Origin of the sequence: Mesorhizobium sp. WSM3868 (assembly GCF_002294785.1) — a bacterium.
In the GTDB taxonomy this organism is placed as follows: Bacteria; Pseudomonadota; Alphaproteobacteria; order Rhizobiales; family Rhizobiaceae; genus Mesorhizobium.
In genome coordinates, this window is the sequence record NZ_NSGB01000003.1 from 17,663 (window position 1) to 35,229 (window position 17,567).

The 17,567-nt window shown below is 63.9% G+C and carries 11 protein-coding genes; 4 read left to right on the plus strand and 7 right to left on the minus strand.

The window, feature by feature from the left end:
• Positions 1-97: 97 nt before the first annotated feature.
• Positions 98-1,150, minus strand: coding sequence for a low specificity L-threonine aldolase (locus tag CK221_RS06325; protein ID WP_095777352.1), 1,053 nt, complete (start codon positions 1,148-1,150; stop codon positions 98-100).
• A gap of 490 nt (positions 1,151-1,640) precedes the next feature.
• On the opposite strand from CK221_RS06325, the gene gltB reads away from it, so the two are divergent.
• Together gltB and CK221_RS06335 are read left to right on the plus strand one after the other, a co-directional pair.
• Positions 1,641-6,359: a glutamate synthase large subunit gene (gltB, locus tag CK221_RS06330; protein ID WP_095777120.1), complete on the plus strand. Its 4,719-nt coding sequence runs from the start codon at positions 1,641-1,643 to the stop codon at positions 6,357-6,359.
• Between the two features lie 154 nt (positions 6,360-6,513).
• Positions 6,514-7,968 carry a glutamate synthase subunit beta gene (locus tag CK221_RS06335; protein WP_095777121.1) on the plus strand — a complete coding sequence of 485 codons (1,455 nt, stop codon included), beginning with the start codon at positions 6,514-6,516 and terminating at the stop codon, positions 7,966-7,968.
• Between the two features lie 38 nt (positions 7,969-8,006).
• Here the strand turns inward: CK221_RS06335 and CK221_RS06340 are convergent, their stop codons facing one another.
• Complete coding sequence (locus tag CK221_RS06340; RefSeq protein WP_095777122.1) at positions 8,007-9,221, minus strand: DUF459 domain-containing protein; 1,215 nt, start codon at positions 9,219-9,221, stop codon at positions 8,007-8,009.
• A 116-nt stretch (positions 9,222-9,337) separates the two neighbouring features.
• The gene (locus CK221_RS06345) at positions 9,338-10,558 is read right to left on the minus strand and encodes a lytic murein transglycosylase (protein ID WP_095777123.1); all 1,221 of its coding nucleotides are present in this window, start codon (positions 10,556-10,558) and stop codon (positions 9,338-9,340) included.
• A gap of 224 nt (positions 10,559-10,782) precedes the next feature.
• Here CK221_RS06345 and galU point away from each other — a divergent pair, with 224 nt between their 5' ends.
• Positions 10,783-11,688 carry a UTP--glucose-1-phosphate uridylyltransferase GalU gene (gene galU, locus CK221_RS06350; RefSeq protein WP_095777124.1) on the plus strand — a complete coding sequence of 302 codons (906 nt, stop codon included), beginning with the start codon at positions 10,783-10,785 and terminating at the stop codon, positions 11,686-11,688.
• Positions 11,689-11,757: 69 nt separating this feature from the next.
• Here galU and CK221_RS06355 read toward each other — a convergent pair whose 3' ends face one another.
• Positions 11,758-13,548, minus strand: a complete 1,791-nt coding sequence (locus CK221_RS06355) for an outer membrane beta-barrel protein (RefSeq protein ID WP_095777353.1) — start codon at positions 13,546-13,548, stop codon at positions 11,758-11,760.
• A gap of 161 nt (positions 13,549-13,709) precedes the next feature.
• Between CK221_RS06355 and CK221_RS06360 the strand changes: the two genes are divergently transcribed.
• Positions 13,710-14,711, plus strand: a complete 1,002-nt coding sequence (locus tag CK221_RS06360; protein ID WP_095777354.1) for a KpsF/GutQ family sugar-phosphate isomerase — start codon at positions 13,710-13,712, stop codon at positions 14,709-14,711.
• A gap of 71 nt (positions 14,712-14,782) precedes the next feature.
• On the opposite strand, the gene CK221_RS06365 is transcribed toward CK221_RS06360, so the two are convergent.
• From CK221_RS06365 to hemH, 3 genes are all read right to left on the minus strand, one after another.
• Positions 14,783-15,247 carry an NfeD family protein gene (locus CK221_RS06365; protein ID WP_095777125.1) on the minus strand — a complete coding sequence of 155 codons (465 nt, stop codon included), beginning with the start codon at positions 15,245-15,247 and terminating at the stop codon, positions 14,783-14,785.
• 28 nt (positions 15,248-15,275) lie between these two features.
• A complete protein-coding gene (locus CK221_RS06370) occupies positions 15,276-16,226 on the minus strand; it encodes an SPFH domain-containing protein (RefSeq protein WP_067002512.1) in 951 nt (316 codons plus the stop codon).
• A 133-nt stretch (positions 16,227-16,359) separates the two neighbouring features.
• Entirely contained in the window at positions 16,360-17,424 is a 1,065-nt protein-coding gene (gene hemH / locus CK221_RS06375; RefSeq protein ID WP_095777126.1) for a ferrochelatase, read from the minus strand.
• Between the last annotated feature and the right edge of the window lie 143 nt (positions 17,425-17,567).

Below are 17,567 nucleotides of genomic sequence, written 5' to 3' on the forward strand. Positions count from 1 at the left end.
GCGCCAGAAAATCAACGCGGCGACATTTCGCCGATGCTTTCTGGCTTTTTTGATCCTGCTTGGCCTCGAACTGTCGCTGGGGCCTTTGCTCACCTGATCATTGCGAGAGGAGTTGGCCGAGACGGTCGATCTCTTGTGCGGTGGTGACGAAGCTGGCGACGAAACGGTAGATCGCTTCCTTGTCGCCGAGATGGCCATCGAAACCCTGCGGAACGCCCCATTCATAGAATTTGGCGCCGGCGGTCTGCAGCTTTTCGGCAAGAGCGCGGTCGAAGATTGCGAACACTTCGTTGGCCTGCGGCAGCCAGGCGAGCCTGCCGGCCGGCGCGTCCTCGATCGTCTCGGCGAGATGTGCCGCCATCGCATTGGCATGCCGCGCCATCCTCAGCCAAAGGTCGTCGGTGAAATAGGCTTCGAATTGCGCCGAGATGAAGCGCGCCTTGGAAAAGGTCTGTCCGGCGCGCTGGCGAAGCAGGCGCAGATCCCGGCCGACTTCCGGGTTGAAGATCACCACCGCGTCGGCCATCCAGCAACCGTTCTTGGTGCCGCCGAAGGAGATAAGGTCGACGCCGCTCCTCCAGGTCATTTCCGCCGGCGTGACGTCGGTCGCGGCAATCGCATTGGCAAAGCGCGCGCCATCCATATGCAGCGGCAGCTTGTGCCTACGGCTGACCTCGGCGATCGCCTTGACGTCGTCGACGGTGTAGACGGTGCCCACCTCGGTCGCCTGGGTGATCGTCACGGCCATCGGCTGGCCGGCCGGCGCAAGATCCTGCGAATAGCGCTTGATGGCATTGTCGAGCGCCTGCGGGTTGATGCGCCCCAGGGGGCCCGCAACCGGCGCCGTACGAGCGCCGCCGGTGTAGAAGCCCATCGCGCCGAACTCGTCGACATTCATATGCGCTTCGGAATGACAAAGGGCGATGCCGCCGATACGGTTCAACGCCGCCATCGAAAGGGCGTTGGCCGCGGTGCCGGTGGCGACGAAGAACACCTGAACTTCCCGCTCGAAGATCTCGCTGAAGCGATGGTAGACGGCCCGGTCCAGGTCGCCGTCGCCATACGCGGTCGCGATGCCGGCCGCGTGGCGGGAGAGGTTCGCCGAAATGTCGGGATGAACGCCCGCCCAGTTGTCGGATGCAAAGAACATCGAGAGGTCCGTATTGTGATTGGCAGAAAGCGGCGCGACTTGACTGCTTTGGCGCGCGAAGCGCAAGGGCCAATCTTTCGCAAAACGGTGAAGCCAGCCGGGCCGTAACGACTGACCAGAGGTTGCGTTTTCCGATCCCTTCGCGAAATTTTGTGTCGCGGCACGCCCAAGAATTTTGTGAATCGGTCTTGTGCAGGTGCGGGATTTCTGCCATAAAAAATTTAGGACAGTAGTGCTGTCTTATTTTGTCGCACAAAACAGGCTGGACTGGCATATCATCGCTGCCATTCCGGCCATTGTCGCGAGCGGCGGGTAGACGGCTCCGCTCTGGCCTGTACGATACCGGATGCGAACCGGGCGTAAGGCCGCATAGTTCGGCAAGAATTTCGCGAGACGTGCAGCAAGGACGAAGGGAAGCATCGTGCTTCCCAAGGCAAACCAGCGCCCCGAGGGAAATCACCGCCAAGGGTGCGGAACGGAGGATAGGACGATGACGGAACTGACGCCATCTGCGATCAACGGCCAGGCCGCGCAGACGAAAGCGGCAGCCGTCAAAACTGGTACCACCGCCAATGGTTTGATCGCGCAGGGCCTCTACGATCCGCGCAACGAGCATGACGCCTGCGGCGTCGGCTTCATCGCCAACATGAAGGGCGTAAAGTCGCACCAGATCGTCGAGGACGGTCTGGCGATGCTGGAAAACCTCACCCATCGCGGCGCTGTCGGCGCCGATCCGCTGGTCGGCGACGGCGCCGGCGTGCTGGTGCAGATTCCGGATCGGTTCTTCCGCGATGAGATGGCCGCAAACGGCGTCGAACTGCCGCCGGCAGGCCAATATGGCGTCGGCCACTGGTTCATGCCGCAGGACGCAGCACTTCGCGCCCATATCGAGGACATCATCGCCGAATCGGCCCAGTCCGAAGGGCTGCCGCTGATCGGCTTCCGCGACGTGCCGGTCGATAATTCGTCGCTGTCGAAGGCGCCGGAGATTGTCGCCTCCGAGCCGTTCCATCGCCAGGTGTTCATCGGCCGCACGGCCGAGATTCCGGACGACGAGGAGTACGAGGCGAGGCTCTACCTGCTGCGCAAGGTGATCTCGGGCCGCATTTATGCCGAGAACGACAACAAGGATGTCGGCGCCTATTGCGTGTCGCTGTCGGCGCGCACCATCGTCTACAAGGGCATGTTCCTCGCCTACCAAGTCGGCGCCTATTACAAGGACCTCAAGGATCCGCGCTTCGACACGGCGCTGATCCTCGTCCACCAGCGCTTCTCGACCAACACCTTCCCGTCGTGGAAGCTGGCGCATCCCTATCGCATGGTCGCGCATAACGGCGAGATCAACACGGTGCGCGGCAACAACAACTGGATGGCGGCGCGTCAGGCCTCGGTCGATTCCGAGCTGTTCGGCAACAACATCTCGAAGCTGTGGCCGATATCCTATGAAGGCCAGTCCGACACGGCGTGCTTCGACAATGCGCTCGAATTCCTGTTTCAGGGCGGCTATAGCCTAAGCCACGCCATGATGATGCTGATCCCGGAAGCCTGGGCCGGCAACAAGCTCATGGATTCCGACCGCAAGGCGTTCTACGAGTATCACGCCGCGCTGATGGAGCCGTGGGACGGGCCGGCGGCGGTCGTCTTCACCGACGGGCGCCAGATCGGCGCGACGCTCGATCGCAACGGCCTGCGTCCGGCTCGCTACATCGTCACCGACGACGACCGCGTCATCATGGCTTCGGAAGCCGGCGTGCTGCCGGTGCCGGAGGAAAAGATCGTGCAGAAGTGGCGGCTGCAGCCCGGCCGCATGCTTTTGATCGATTTGGCCAAGGGCCGCATCATCTCCGACGAGGAGATCAAGTCGGAGATCGCGACCAGGCACCCTTACAAGACCTGGCTCGCCAACACGCAGTTGATTCTTGAAGAGCTGAAGCCGGTCGAGCCGCGGGCGCTGCGCAAGGATGTCAGCCTGCTCGATCGCCAGCAGGCCTTCGGCTACACACAGGAAGACACGAAGCTTCTGATGGCGCCGATGGCCACTACCGGCCAGGAAGCGGTCGGCTCGATGGGCACCGACACGCCGATCTCGGCGATGTCGGACAAGTCGAAGCTGCTCTACACCTATTTCAAGCAGAACTTCGCTCAGGTCACCAATCCGCCGATCGACCCGATCCGTGAGGAACTGGTGATGAGCCTGGTGTCCTTCATCGGGCCGCGGCCGAACATCTTCGACCTGATCGGCACATCGCGCCGCAAGCGGCTTGAAGTGCGCCAGCCGATTCTCACCAACGGCGATCTCGAGAAGATCCGCTCCATCGGACACACCGAGGACCGCTTCGACACCAAGACGATCGACATCACCTACGGTTCGAACGAGGGCGCTGCCGGCATGCAAGGCGCCATCGACCGGCTCTGCGAGCGCGCCGAGGCGGCGGTCGCGGGCGGCTACAACATCATCATCCTGTCCGACCGCCAGGTCGGGCCGGACCGCATCGCCATTCCGGTTTTGCTGGCGACGGCGGCGGTGCACCATAACCTGATCCGCAAGGGCCTGCGCACCGCGGTCGGACTGGTCGTCGAATCCGGCGAGCCCCGCGAGGTGCATCATTTCTGCTGCCTGGCCGGCTATGGCGCCGAGGCGATCAACCCCTATCTCGCCTTCGACACGCTGCTCGACATGCACAGGCGCGGCGAGCTGCCGGAGGAGGTCGACGCATACGAGGTCGTCTCCCGCTACATCAAGTCGATCGGCAAGGGCATCCTCAAGGTGATGTCCAAGATGGGCATCTCGACTTACCAGTCCTATTGCGGTGCGCAGATCTTCGACGCCATCGGGCTCAAGTCGGACTTCGTCGAGAAGTACTTCACCGGCACCGCGACGCTGATCGAAGGCGTCGGGCTGGACGAGATCGCGACCGAGACTCTCAGCCGCCATACCGATGCCTTCGGCAACGACCCGGTGCTGCGCAACAATCTCGAGGTCGGCGGCGAATACATGTTCCGCATGCGCGGCGAGGCGCATATGTGGTCGCCGGATGCGGTCGCCAGCCTGCAGCATGCCGTGCGCCAGGGCTCCTGGGACACGTTCAAGGAGTATTCGGCGCAGATCGACAGCGCGACGGCGCGCGCCCAGACCATCCGCGGCCTGTTCGAGATCAAGCTGGCGGAAGAGACCGGCCGCAACAAGGTGGCGATCGAAGACGTCATGCCGGCGGCCGAGATCGTCAAGCGCTTCTCGACCGGGGCGATGTCCTTCGGCTCGATCTCCCGGGAAGCGCACACCACGCTGGCGCGCGCGATGAACGCCATCGGCGGCAAGTCGAACACCGGCGAGGGCGGCGAAGAGGCCGACCGCTATCTGCCGCTGCCCGGCGGTGGCAAGAATCCGGAACGCTCGGCGATCAAGCAGGTCGCGTCGGGGCGGTTCGGCGTGACGGCGGAATATCTGGTCAATTCCGACGTCATGCAGATCAAGGTGGCGCAAGGCGCCAAGCCCGGCGAGGGCGGTCAGTTGCCCGGACACAAGGTCGACGCCACCATCGCCAAGGTCAGGCATTCGACCCCCGGCGTGGGCCTGATCTCGCCGCCGCCGCATCACGACATCTATTCGATCGAGGATCTGGCGCAGCTGATCTACGACCTGAAGAACGTCAACCCGGCGGCCGATGTGTCGGTCAAGCTGGTGTCGGAGGTCGGCGTCGGCACGGTTGCGGCGGGCGTCGCCAAGGCGCGTGCCGATCACATCACGATCTCCGGCTACGACGGCGGCACCGGCGCTTCGCCGCTGACCTCGCTCAAGCATGCCGGCAGCCCGTGGGAAATGGGCCTCGCCGAGACGCATCAGACCCTGGTGCTCAACGGCCTGCGCTCCCGCGTGGCGCTGCAGGTCGACGGCGGGTTGCGCACCGGCCGTGACGTCATCATCGGCGCGCTGCTTGGCGCCGACGAGTTCGGCTTCTCGACCGCGCCGCTGATCGCGGCCGGCTGCATCATGATGCGCAAGTGCCACCTGAACACCTGTCCGGTCGGGGTGGCGACGCAGGACCCGGTGCTGCGCAAGCGCTTCAAGGGCACGCCGGAGCATGTCATCAACTTCTTCTTCTATGTGGCGGAGGAGGTGCGCGCGCTGCTTGCCGAAATGGGCTTCACCCATCTCGACCAGATCATCGGCGACACCGACCTTCTGGAGAAGCGCGAGGTGATCCAGCATTGGAAGGCGCGCGGGCTCGACTTCTCCAAGATGTTCTTCAAGCCGGAGGCGCCCGCTGAGGCACTGCACTGGACCGAGCGGCAGAAGCATCCGATCGACGACGTGCTCGACCGCAAGCTGATCGAGCTGGCAAAGCCGGCGCTGGAAGCCAAGCAGCCGGTCAGCATCGAGCTGCCGATCCGCAATGTCGACCGCTCTGCCGGCGCGATGCTGTCGGGCGAAGTCGCCAAGCGCTTCAAGCACAAAGGCCTGCGCGAGGACACGATCCAGGTCAAGCTCACCGGCACGGCTGGCCAGTCTTTCGGTGCGTTTCTCGCGCGCGGCGTTTCCTTCGAGCTGGTCGGCGCCGGCAACGATTATGTCGGCAAAGGCCTGTCGGGCGGCCGCATCGTCATCCGGCCGCCGGAAGAGGCCAAGATCGTCGCGGCCGACTCGATCATCGTCGGCAACACGGTGCTCTACGGTGCGACCGAGGGCGAGGCCTATTTCGCCGGCGTCGCCGGCGAGCGCTTCGCGGTGCGCAATTCCGGCGTCGTTGCCGTCGTCGAAGGCGTCGGCGACCATGGCTGCGAATACATGACCGGCGGCATAGTAGTGGTCATCGGCAAAACGGGCCGCAACTTCGCCGCCGGCATGTCGGGCGGCGTCGCCTATGTGCTCGACGAGAAGGGCGATTTCGCCGAACGCTGCAACATGGCGATGGTCGAGCTGGAGCCCGTTCCGGAAGAGGACGACCTGATGGAGAAGCTGCTCCATCATGGCGGTGACCTCGACCATAAGGGCCGCGTCGACGTCTCCGGTGACATGACAAGCCATGACGAGGAGCGGCTCTATCAGCTGATCTCGAACCACGTCCATTACACGGGCTCGGTGCGCGGCCGCGAGATCCTCGACAATTGGGCAAGCTTCCGGCCGAAATTCCGGAAAATCATGCCGGTCGAGTATCGCCGCGCGCTGATCGAGATGGAGCGCATGCGCATGAGCGTGGCGGCGGAATAGGCTTTGGGCACGGCCGGGGAGGCAATCGCCGGGCCGGCATCCTCACCAACAATCCTGACCTCGGACCAAGGTTGCCACGGCGGCCTTATGAGGTTAACGGGTGCGCCGACAAGCTAGGCTTGCGAGCGCGCCTTCGGACAGCAGGGACTGGACTATGGGCAAGGTAACAGGGTTTCTCGAAATCGACCGGCAGGTGCAGAAGTACCAGCCTGCCTCGGATCGCATCCGGCATTTCCGCGAATTCACGCTGGCGATGTCGGACAAGGAGGTCGAGAAACAGGCCGCGCGCTGCATGGATTGCGGCATCCCGTTCTGCCATGGACCGACCGGCTGCCCGATCCACAACCAGATCCCGGACTGGAACGACCTCGTCTACAATGGCGACTGGGACAGCGCCATCCGCAACCTGCATTCGACCAACAATTTCCCGGAGTTCACCGGCCGCATCTGCCCGGCGCCCTGCGAGGAAGCCTGCACGCTGAACCTCGAGGACATTCCGGTCGCCATCAAGACGGTCGAGCAGGCGATCGCCGACAAGGCCTATGAGACCGGCCACATCCGGCCCTACCCGCCGGAAAAGAAGACCGGCAAGCGGGTTGCCGTCATCGGCTCCGGGCCGGCCGGCATGGCCGCCGCCCAGCAGCTCGGCCGCGCCGGCCACGATGTGCATGTCTATGAGCGCGAGAGCCGGCCGGGCGGGCTGATGCGCTACGGCATTCCCGACTTCAAGATCGAGAAGCATTACATCGATCGCCGCATCGAGCAGATGCAGGGCGAGGGCGTGAGTTTCCATTGCGGCGTCAATGTCGGCGTCGACAAGCCGGTTGCCGAGCTCCTCGCCGAGCACGACGCCGTGCTCTATTGCGGCGGCTCGGAAACGCCGCGCCCGGCCAACATCCCGGGCGACGATCTCAGCGGCGTCTATGACGCCATGCCGTATCTGGTGCAGCAGAACCGCCGCGTCGGCGGCGAGCCGATCCAATCGGTGGCCTGGCCGTCACATCCGATCATCGCCGGCGGCCAGCATGTCGTCGTCGTCGGCGGCGGCGACACCGCGTCCGACTGCATCGGCACCGCCTTCCGGCAAGGCGCGGTGCGCGTGACGCAGCTCGACATCCGTCCGCAGCCGCCGGAGAAGGAAGACAAGCTCGCCGTTTGGCCTTACTGGGCGACGAAGATGCGCACGTCTTCCTCGCAGGCCGAGGGCGCGGAGCGCGAATTTCAGGTGGCGACCCTCGAATTCATCGGCGAGGACGGACAGCTGACCGGCGTCCGCTGCTGCGAGGTCGATGAGAAGCGCAAGCCGATCGCCGGCACCGAGTTCGTCATCCGCGCCGATCTCGCCTTCATCGCCATCGGCTTTGCCGGTCCGGCGAACGACAGCGTGATGAAGGAGCTGGACGGCGAGATAAAAATGGTCACCGACAGCCGCCGCTCGCGCAACGTCGAGGCCGACGACCGCGACTACAGAACCAGCATAGACAGGTTCTATGCCGCGGGCGACGTCCGTCGCGGCCAGTCGCTGGTGGTGTGGGCGATCCGCGAAGGCCGCCAGGCAGCGCGCGCGATCGACGAGGCGCTGATGGGGTCTAGCGTACTCCCCCGCTGAGTCTACCTGCAGCCACGATGTGCTCTTCCGTTGCGGCCCTACCGACGCACCGCTGTCGAGGTCTCCGATGAAGCGGTCGGCGTCTTCGGCGGCCAGGAAAAATCGTCGGCTCGGCCGGGCGAGGCGACGGGCGCCTTGCCCTCGACGGTCAGCTTTTCGCCTGGAAGATTCGGATCGGCCTTGGCTGGCGGTGCGGCACCCAGCAGCTCGGTCCCGCCGTCGAGCGCGGGGTCGCTGAGCAGCATCGGCGCGGTGCGGTCGACGATGACAGGGGCCGCGGCAGGCTTCGACGCCTCGACCGGAGCGCCCGCCGGCGCGGAAACCGTGGTGACGCTTCCGGGTGCCGCCAGCCCGAGGATCTTGGCCAGCGGCTTTTCGGTGTAGAAGGCAAGCTTGCGCTTGCCGGCCTTGGTCACGTTGATGCCGTCGTCGGAGCGCAGGCGCACCGGCTGGCCGTTGATGTCCGGACCGGAGGTGACGAAGGCGCCGTTCTCGTCGACGAAGCCGTCCCAGACATCGACGAACTCGCCGCCATGGGTCTGTGCGGCTGAATGATAGATGTCGTTGAAGGCGAGCATGTCCGAGGTCATTTTTGCCGCCCCGAACGCCGGCATGCCGACCCACAGGAACGGCACCTTTGCATCTTGAATGGCCTTGCCCAGCGCATCGGTGCGGTGCTCGTATTCCTTGGTCCAGTTCTCGGAGCGCGGCTGCTCGCGCACGTCGCCGACGCGCATCTGCTGGCGGTCGTTGGAGCCAAGCATGACCACCACGACGGACGGCTTCTCCGTCTCGATCAGAGACTTGATCTCGACCGGCCAATTGTAGAAATCGTCACGCACGAAGCCCGACGAGCCGTTGCTGCGCGAAACGATCCTGACCGCCGGATTGTCGGCAAAGGCGACCTCCAGACCCTCGGCGAGCCCGCCCGCCAGGAAATCGCCGACCACCAGCACGACGCGCGCATCCGGCGCCTTTTCGACGACCGGCGCCTCCGGCTCGGCCGGCGGGCGCGGCTTGGGTTTTCTGGCCTTCGGCTTCGGCCTCACCGGCTGGACATTGGCAGGGGGTTCAATGCGCTCGCTGCGGCGCGGGAAAAGAAGATCGCGCAGCGACCAGCCGCGGTTTCCGTCTTCCTGCGCGAAAGCCGGGGAATGAAAGGCGCTTGAGCCGGCGACGGCAAGCACAGCGATGGCCAGGACGAGAATCGGCAGGCGGCGAACGATCAGCCAGACACGCGCGACCGTAACCAATGAAAGTCTCCCATCCTTGGCGCATGACAACGTAAAAAGCCGGCAAGTCATGCGCAGGCCGCAGCGCTACAGCATCCTTTCCGCTTTTGAAAGGATGCTTGACGCCATGGGCGGCTCTATTGCTTCCGGAGCCATTTCAGCACTTCCAGGCTCGGATAGCCATCCTGGCTCAAGCCTACCTTCGCCTGGTAGGCCATGATGGCGGCCTTCGAACCCTCGCCGATCTTGCCGTCGAACTTGCCGTCATAATAACCGTGCTCGGAAAGCCGCTTCTGCAGTTCCTGCCGTTGCTCGAAGCTGAGCTTGGTGAAAGGCCGCTGCCAGTCCTGCACCAGGCCGGTGCCACCGGCGATTTCGTCGGCGAGCAGGCCGACAGCCAAAGCATATTTGTCGGCATTGTTGTAAGCCTTGATGACCGAGAAATTCCTGATCATCAGGAAGGCCGGTCCGCCCCTGCCGTCCGGCACTTTGAGCGTCGCCTTGTCGCTCAGGTTCCTGAACGGCTTCCCGTTGGCCCTGGCGACCCCGAGCGCCTGCCACTGCGCCAGCGTCTTCGATCCGGCGGGCAGCTTGCCCGGCGGCAAGGTCACTTCATAGCCCCAGGTCTTGCCGGCCTGCCAGCCGTTCTTCCTGAGCAGGTTGGCGGCAGTCGCCAACGCGTCGGGTATCGAATTCCAGATGTCGCGCCGGCCATTGCCGTCCATGTCCACCGCGTAGTGCTGATAGCTGGTCGGGATGAACTGGGTCTGACCCATCGCGCCCGCCCAGGAACCCATGAGATGGCTTTCGTCGATGTCGCCGGTCTGCAGGATCTTCAGCGCCGCGATCAGCTGGGTTCGGGCATATTTCGACCGCTTCGGGTCGCCATAGGCAAGGGTCGCCAGCGAACGGATGACATTGCGCATGATGTCGTCGCGCTTGAGGATCTCGCCATAGTTCGATTCCATCGACCAGATGGCGAGAAGGATATGGCGATCGACGCCGAACCGCGCCTCGATCCGATCCAGCCATGGCTTCCATTTGCGCGCCATTGCCTGACCGTTGGTCACCGACTGGTCATGCACGCGGTTGTCGAAATAATCCCAGGCGGGGGCGGTGAATTCCGGCTGGGTGCGGGCCTTTTCCAGCACGACCGGGTCGGGCTCGATGCCCCTCATGGCCTTGTCATAGACTGCGCCGGAAACGCCGCCCGAAACCGCGGTGGCACGAAAGCCCGCGACCCACTGGCGGAAACCCGCATCGGCGAAAGCGGGTCCGGCGGGCATCAACAAGGCAAGCGTGAGGCTCGCGGCCGTCACAAATGCCGTCAGGCGCCTTGCGCTGTTGCGAACGGACATCCTTTTCCTCCTTCATCAAAATTAGGAAGGATCATTCAACGCCGAACCCGGTTAGTATTTAGTTTACCATAGGTGCCATTAGGAACGAAAAGAGAGGTCGGTGCTTTAACTTTCGATTTTCAGGCCAGCCGCTCGGGTAATTCAACATTCCGGCGCGAAAATGTTCGGGGGGATTGCGGAGCGGATGGCCGCGCGGATAATGGGCTTAAACGTATGGGTGGAGCATGAAGCGAGTTCGCAAGGCAGTTTTCCCGGTCGCCGGTCTCGGCACACGGTTTCTTCCGGCCACCAAGGCCATTCCGAAGGAGATGCTGACAGTCGTCGACCGTCCGGTCATTCAATATGTGGTCGACGAGGCGCGCGACGCCGGCATCGAGCATTTCATTTTCGTGACCGGGCGCAACAAGGCGGTCATCGAGGATCACTTCGACGTCCAGTTCGAGCTCTACGATACGCTCGCCCAGCGCGGGAAGGACGACCAGCTCGCCCGCCTGCAGCGGCTGCAGCCAGCGCCTGGCCAGACCAGCTTCACCCGCCAGCAGGTGCCGATGGGCCTTGGCCATGCCGTCTGGTGCGCGCGTGAACTGGTCGGTGACGAACCGTTCGCGCTGCTTTTGCCCGACATGATCATGCAGTCGGAAAAAAGCTGCATGAAGGATATGGTCGAACTCTATGCCGAGACCGGGAACAACATCATCGCCGTACAGGAATGCGACCCGGCCGAGGCCCATAAATACGGCATCGTCGGCCGTGGCGAGGACACCCATCACGGTTTTCGCATCACCGGCATGGTGGAGAAGCCGAAGGCGGGCACGGCGCCCTCCAATCTCTTCATCAACGGGCGCTACATCCTGCAACCGGAGATTTTCGGCATCCTCGAAAGCCAGGAGCGCGGCGCCGGCAACGAGATCCAGCTGACGGATGCGATGCTGAAGCTGGAGAAGCAGCAGGCCTTCTACGGCTATCACTATAAGGGGCGCACCTTCGACTGCGGCTCGCCGGAAGGCTTCGTCGAGGCCAATGTCGCCTTCGCGCTCTGGCGCAGCGACATGAATGCGAGCATGGCCGGGGTCATCCGCACGCTGCTGGATGAGGTGCGGCCGGCGGAGCGGATCGGCGCCGCTTCCTAGGTGCTGGCTAAGCGGAGCGGATCCTTCGGATCTCCGCGTCCGCATCGCTGGCGCGAGGATGACGAAGTGTCAGCGCTGCACCTTCAGGCCGAGATAGACGCTGTTGGCGACATAGTCGCGACCGGGAAGGTTGCTGGTGAGCTTCTCCGTCCTGATTCTTGTGGTGAGGCCGGCATAGCGGTTCAGCCACCAGGTCAGGCCGGCCTCGGCGCTCAGGATCAGATCGTGGCCATCGGAGCCGGTGTAGTCGCGCCAATCGAGCCCCAGCGCTGTATTCGCCGTCAGGTTGGCGCGGACCTGCCGCTCGCCGGTGAGCCGGCCCGAATAGAGGAGGTCGCCGCTCTCGTTAGCGATGGTCGTGGTCTCGACCGTGGTTCTTCCGGTCAGCCCGATGATGGTGCCGCGCTCGGGCGACCATTTGAGGTCGGCGCTGACATAGGGCCCCGCAATAGCCGGCAGACGGTCGTCATCGATGCCTTCGCGCAGCCAGCCGACGGAGAACTCGCCGGAGAGCTTCTCGCGCATGTCGAGCTCGAGGCCGGCGCGCGCACTGAGCCGCGTCGAGGAGCGCTCGAAATCGTTGCTGTCGAGGCGCAGATCGTAAATCCGCCGGCCGGCTTCCACCTCAACGAATGGCGTCATGGCCGGTGAGACCTGATAGCCGGTACGCAAGGTCGCAGAGTAGAGTGTCGAGTCGCGATCCTTCAGCGACAAGACGGTGCCGTCCGAGAGCTTGGCGTCGCCGTAGAAGTCATGCGAGACCGCGCCGGTCAGCGCGTAGCGCATCTTGCCGACATCCTTCTCGATGCCGAGGCTGCCGTCGACCGTCTGCCGCAGCGGCTGTGAGGTGACGCCGGCAATCGCATCCGGCGAGGACGCCGATTCCGGCACCGCTTCATACCCGAGCTTGGCGATGGCGCGCAGTTCATTGTCGAGGTCGACATTGAGCTGGCCTTCGATCCGGCCCTGCGCATCGTTGATCTTCTGGCCCGAAAGCGTGTTGCGAAAAAGGCCGTAGCCGTCGACGACGGCCGAATTCTCGCGCCAGTCGGAGGTGGCGGAGAAACGCAGCGCGGTTTCGGACAGCACAGCCGACCTGCCGCCGGCGCTGGCATCGGCATTGGAAGTCGCGGTGAGGCCTTGCTCGAGTGTCGGACGGAAGACAAAGGTTCCGAGCTTGATGCCGGGCGCGGCGAAGGGATCGTCCTCCAGCTTCGCTTTCTGGCCGTCAATCGAGCCTGTGCGCTCCGCGCCGGGATCGAGCTTCTGCCGGTCGACGCTGTCGATAGTGACGGCGCGGCGGTTCGCGCCGTCATCCTCGGTGGCCGCCGTTTCGGCCTGATCGCGGGTGGCGGCCTTGGCCGTGCTGTCGGTCGTCTGGCCAGGCTTCTTCTTGGCGTTTTTCTTGTCAGCCGCCTTGGCATCGCTTTTCGCGTTGGCACCCGCCGAGCCCTGCCTGGCAGTCGAAGGCCGGCGTGGCGCGGCAATTGTCTGATTGTCGGCGAAGGGGTCGTTGGTGGCTTGCGGCTGGTCGAAGATGCTGCCCGCCGCGCCCCCCGCCTGGTCGTCGTCGGGCACCGCGCCTGGGCTTGCCGGCTCATAAGGGTTTGCGGGCGTCTGGTCCTCAGCCGTCTGGGTCGCTGGAACCGCTTGATCCAGCGATCCCTGCGCGCGCAATTGTCTCGCCTTGCGTTGCTGGTCGGCCAGGATTGCCGATTCGGAGACCTCGCCGCGCAACTCGGTTTCCTGCGAAAATGCCGGCACTGTGCGCAGCAAGGCGACGATGCTTGCCGTCAGCAAAAGCGCTGCAACGGCAATGCACTTCCGGCCCTTTTTCGTATCTGGCTCGCCGCCGAACATCATCACCACTGCTTGCGCGGCGCAGGCGCGCCATACTTACCGGACCGTAAATGCGGATGGTTAACGGAGGGTTGAAACAGGCCAAGGCCCCTTGTCCGCGACGCACGCGAGACGGGAATTCCGTTGGACAGGCGGGCGACATGGCGCTAATGGCATCTGCCATGCACGCGGGGTCCTCAGAAAGAAAGCAGCCGGACAGGCAGGCAGCGATTGAATCGGCGCTGAGAACGGTGGCGACGGAGCAGGCCGGCATGGCCGCGCTTGCAGCCGCTCTCGGCAACGGCTTGTCCGAACCATTAGCAGCCGCAGTGGATGCCATCGCGCGGATCGAGGGCCGTGTCATCGTCACCGGCGTTGGCAAGAGCGGGCATATCGGCTCAAAGATCGCGGCGACGCTCGCCTCGACCGGCACGCCTGCCTTCTTCGTCCATCCGGCCGAGGCCAATCATGGCGATCTCGGCATGATCGCCAGGGACGACGCCATCATCGCCATGTCGTGGTCGGGCGAGAGCAAGGAACTGATGGGCATCGTCGCCTATTCCAGACGCTTTTCGATCCCGCTGATCGCCATCACCTCGGGCGAGAATTCGGCGCTGGCGCGCGCCGCCGACGTCGTGCTGTTGCTGCCGGCCGCGCCGGAGGCCTGTCCGCACGGGCTGGCGCCGACGACATCGGCGCTGCTGCAGCTGGTCATGGGCGACGCGCTGGCGATCGCGCTGCTCGAGGCGCGCGGCTTCACGCCGGACCATTTCCGCACCTTCCATCCCGGCGGTCAGCTCGGCGCCAACCTGGCCCTAGTGTCGGAGATAATGCGGACCGGCGATCAGGTTCCGCTTGCCCTTCTCGGCACCAAGATGCCGGAAGCGGTGATGACGCTGTCGCAGAAGAAGGTCGGTTGCGTCTGCATCGTCGATGCGGACGGCAAACTGGTCGGCATCGTCACCGACGGCGATGTTGCGCGCAATCTGCACCGCAATCTGGCCGACGTCACCGTTGACGAGGTCATGACGCGTACGCCGAAGACCATCGATCCGCAAACGCTCGCCGGCACGGCGATCGCCATGCTCAACGAGTACAATATCGGCGCCCTGGTGGTGACCAAGAACGACACGCCGATCGGCGTGGTTCACTTCCACGATCTGTTGCGCATCGGCGCTGCTTGACCGGCTAACTGATCACAGAACCGCCGCCAAACACGGGATGCCTGATACTTTGGAGCATCCCGCTCCAAACGTCAGACGGCCTCCACCGTCAGCTCCAGATCGGTGTCGGCGGCGCCGGTCACACGCACCTGGGTGCCGACGGGCAGGTCCGGGCCGGAGACACGCCACAGCGTGTCGCCGAGGCGGATGCGGCCGCGGCCATTCTTGATGGGCTCGGCCAATGTCGCCGTGCGGCCGACCATCTGAGCGCCGCGGCGGTTGAGCAGCGGCTGGTCCGCATTGACGGCACGATCGCCCACCAGCTTCTTGCCGACGAAGGCTGAGGCCAGGGAGAGCACGAGGAAGGCGAGCACCTGGAGCTGCCAGGTCCAGAAGGCAGCGTCCCAAACCAGCAGCGATACCGCGCCGATGATCAGCGCGGCGATGCCGATCCACAGCATGAACACGCCAGGCGCCACGATTTCCATCACCAGCAGCACGAAGCCGAGGACCATCCAGTTCCACGGGCCGAGTTCCGAGACGATGCGATCGATCATTGACGTTCTCCCACCCAGATGGCGTGACTCAATTGTCCGACGGTCGCACGAGCGGCGTGCGCGCGCCCTGACGTTGCGGGCCGGAAGGGCCGTCGGCCTTGAACACTTCGCGGGCGATCTCGCCGATGCCGCCGAGCGAACCGATCAGCGATGAGGCTTCGAACGGCATGAGCACGATCTTGTTGTTGCTGGACGAGCCGATCCTGGCCAGCGCCTCGGTGTATTTCTGCGCGATGAAGTAGTTGATCGCCTGCACGTCGCCCTTGGCGATGGCTTCCGACACCACCTGGGTCGCCTTGGCCTCCGCCTCGGCGGAACGCTCGCGCGCCTCGGCATCGCGGAAAGCGGCTTCCCTGCGGCCTTCGGCCTCGAGGATCTGCGACTGCTTCATGCCTTCGGCGGCCAGGATCTGGGCGCGCTTGTCGCGCTCGGCGATCATCTGGCGGCTCATCGAATCCACCAGATTGGCCGGCGGGTTGATGTCCTTGATCTCGACGCGGGTGATCTTGATGCCCCACGGGTGCGCGGCCTCATCGACGACGCGCAGCAGCCGTTCGTTGATCGCATCGCGGTTGGACAGCAATTCGTCGAGATCCATCGAGCCCATGACGGTACGAATGTTGGTCATGGTGAGGTTGAGGATGGCGTTCTGCAGCCCGGAGACCTGATAGGCGGCCTGCGGGGCATTCAGCACCTGGTAGAAGGCGACGCCGTCGACGCCGACGATTGCATTGTCGCGGGTGATGATCTCCTGCGTCGGGACATCGAGCACCTGCTCCATCATGTTCATCTTGGCGCCTACGCGCTCGAAGATCGGGTTGATGATGTTCAGGCCGGGCGTCAGCGTCTTGGTGTAGCGGCCAAAACGCTCCACCGTGTAGTTGTAGCCCTGCGGCACCGTTCTGATGCCTTTGAAAAGAAGGATGATGACGAGGAATACAAGAACAATGATGGCAATATCGAAACCGCTAAACCCCATTTCGTTTCTCCCTCAAAAGGCGGCGACGTCGCGGAATCACTTAAGTGTGTTTCCGAAGCGTTACAATCAGGTGATCGCGAATATTGGTTAGCGAAGGCTGTTGCGAACCGGTTCCGACGCCTATTATTGGACGTCAGACCCAGCCTGACAGTTCCCGCCGCACCAGCGCCTCGATCACCGCCATGCCCTCGGCGCTGTCGTTGAGGCAAGGGATGTGGGCGAAGTTCTTGCCGCCGGCATGGTGGAATGTCTCGGCGGCCTCGCGGCCGATCTCGTCCAGCGTCTCGATACAGTCGACGGAAAAACCCGGATTGACGACCGCGATCGATTGGACGCCGTCCTTCGCCAGCTTCTCGACAGTGACGTCGGTGTAGGGCTGGAGCCATTCCTGGGCGCCGAAGCGCGACTGGAAGGTGGTGATGAGCTTCTTCTCGTCCCAGCCGAGCCTTGCCCTGAGCAGCCGCGTCGTCTCGAGGCAATGCGCCTGGTAAGGGTCACCCTTGTCGGAATAGGGTTTTGGGATGCCGTGGTAGGAGGTGATCACTACCTCCGGCGCGACATCGAGCGTCGCCAGATTTTGCTCGATCGAACGGGCGAGGGCGTCGATATAGACCGGCTCGTCATAATAGGGCGGCACGCTGCGGATCGCCGGCGCTCGCCTGATCTTCATCAGCGCCCGGAACAGCTGGTCGTTCGCGGTCGCCGTGGTCGTCGCCGAATATTGCGGATAGAGCGGAAAAGTGAGGATGCGCTCGCAGCCCTGCTCGACCAGCCGTCGGAGGACGCTGCCGGTCGAGGGATTGCCGTAGCGCATGGCCCAGTCGACCACGACGTCCGGCAAATCAGCAAGCGCAACCGCGAGCTTCTCCGCCTGCGAGCGGGTGAAGGTGCGCAACGGCGACTCGTTCTTCTCCCGGTTCCAGATCCTGGCGTAGTTGGCGCCGGACTTTTTCGGTCGCGTTGTGAGAACCAGCCCATAGAGGATCGGATACCAGATCGCCTTGTTGAGCTCGATGACGCGCGGATCGGAGAGGAATTCTCTGAGATAGCGCCACATCGGCTTGAAATCGGTGCCGTCGGGCGTGCCGAGATTGATCAGCATGATGCCGATCTTGCCCGCTTTCACCAGCGCGGCACCCGCCGGCGCCGGACCGGCGGTCTTGGCGGCTTTCGCATCGGCAGGATTGGCAAGCGTCATCGACGGTCTCCGGTTGTCGGTGCGAAAACTAGCGATGCCATGCCGGTTTTGGAATGCTGCGTCTGGACGCACCTTACCGCGTTTGCGTCTGAAAACGGAACACCCGTCCGGTCTCCCGGACGGGCGCCATGAACTTCCGGCGC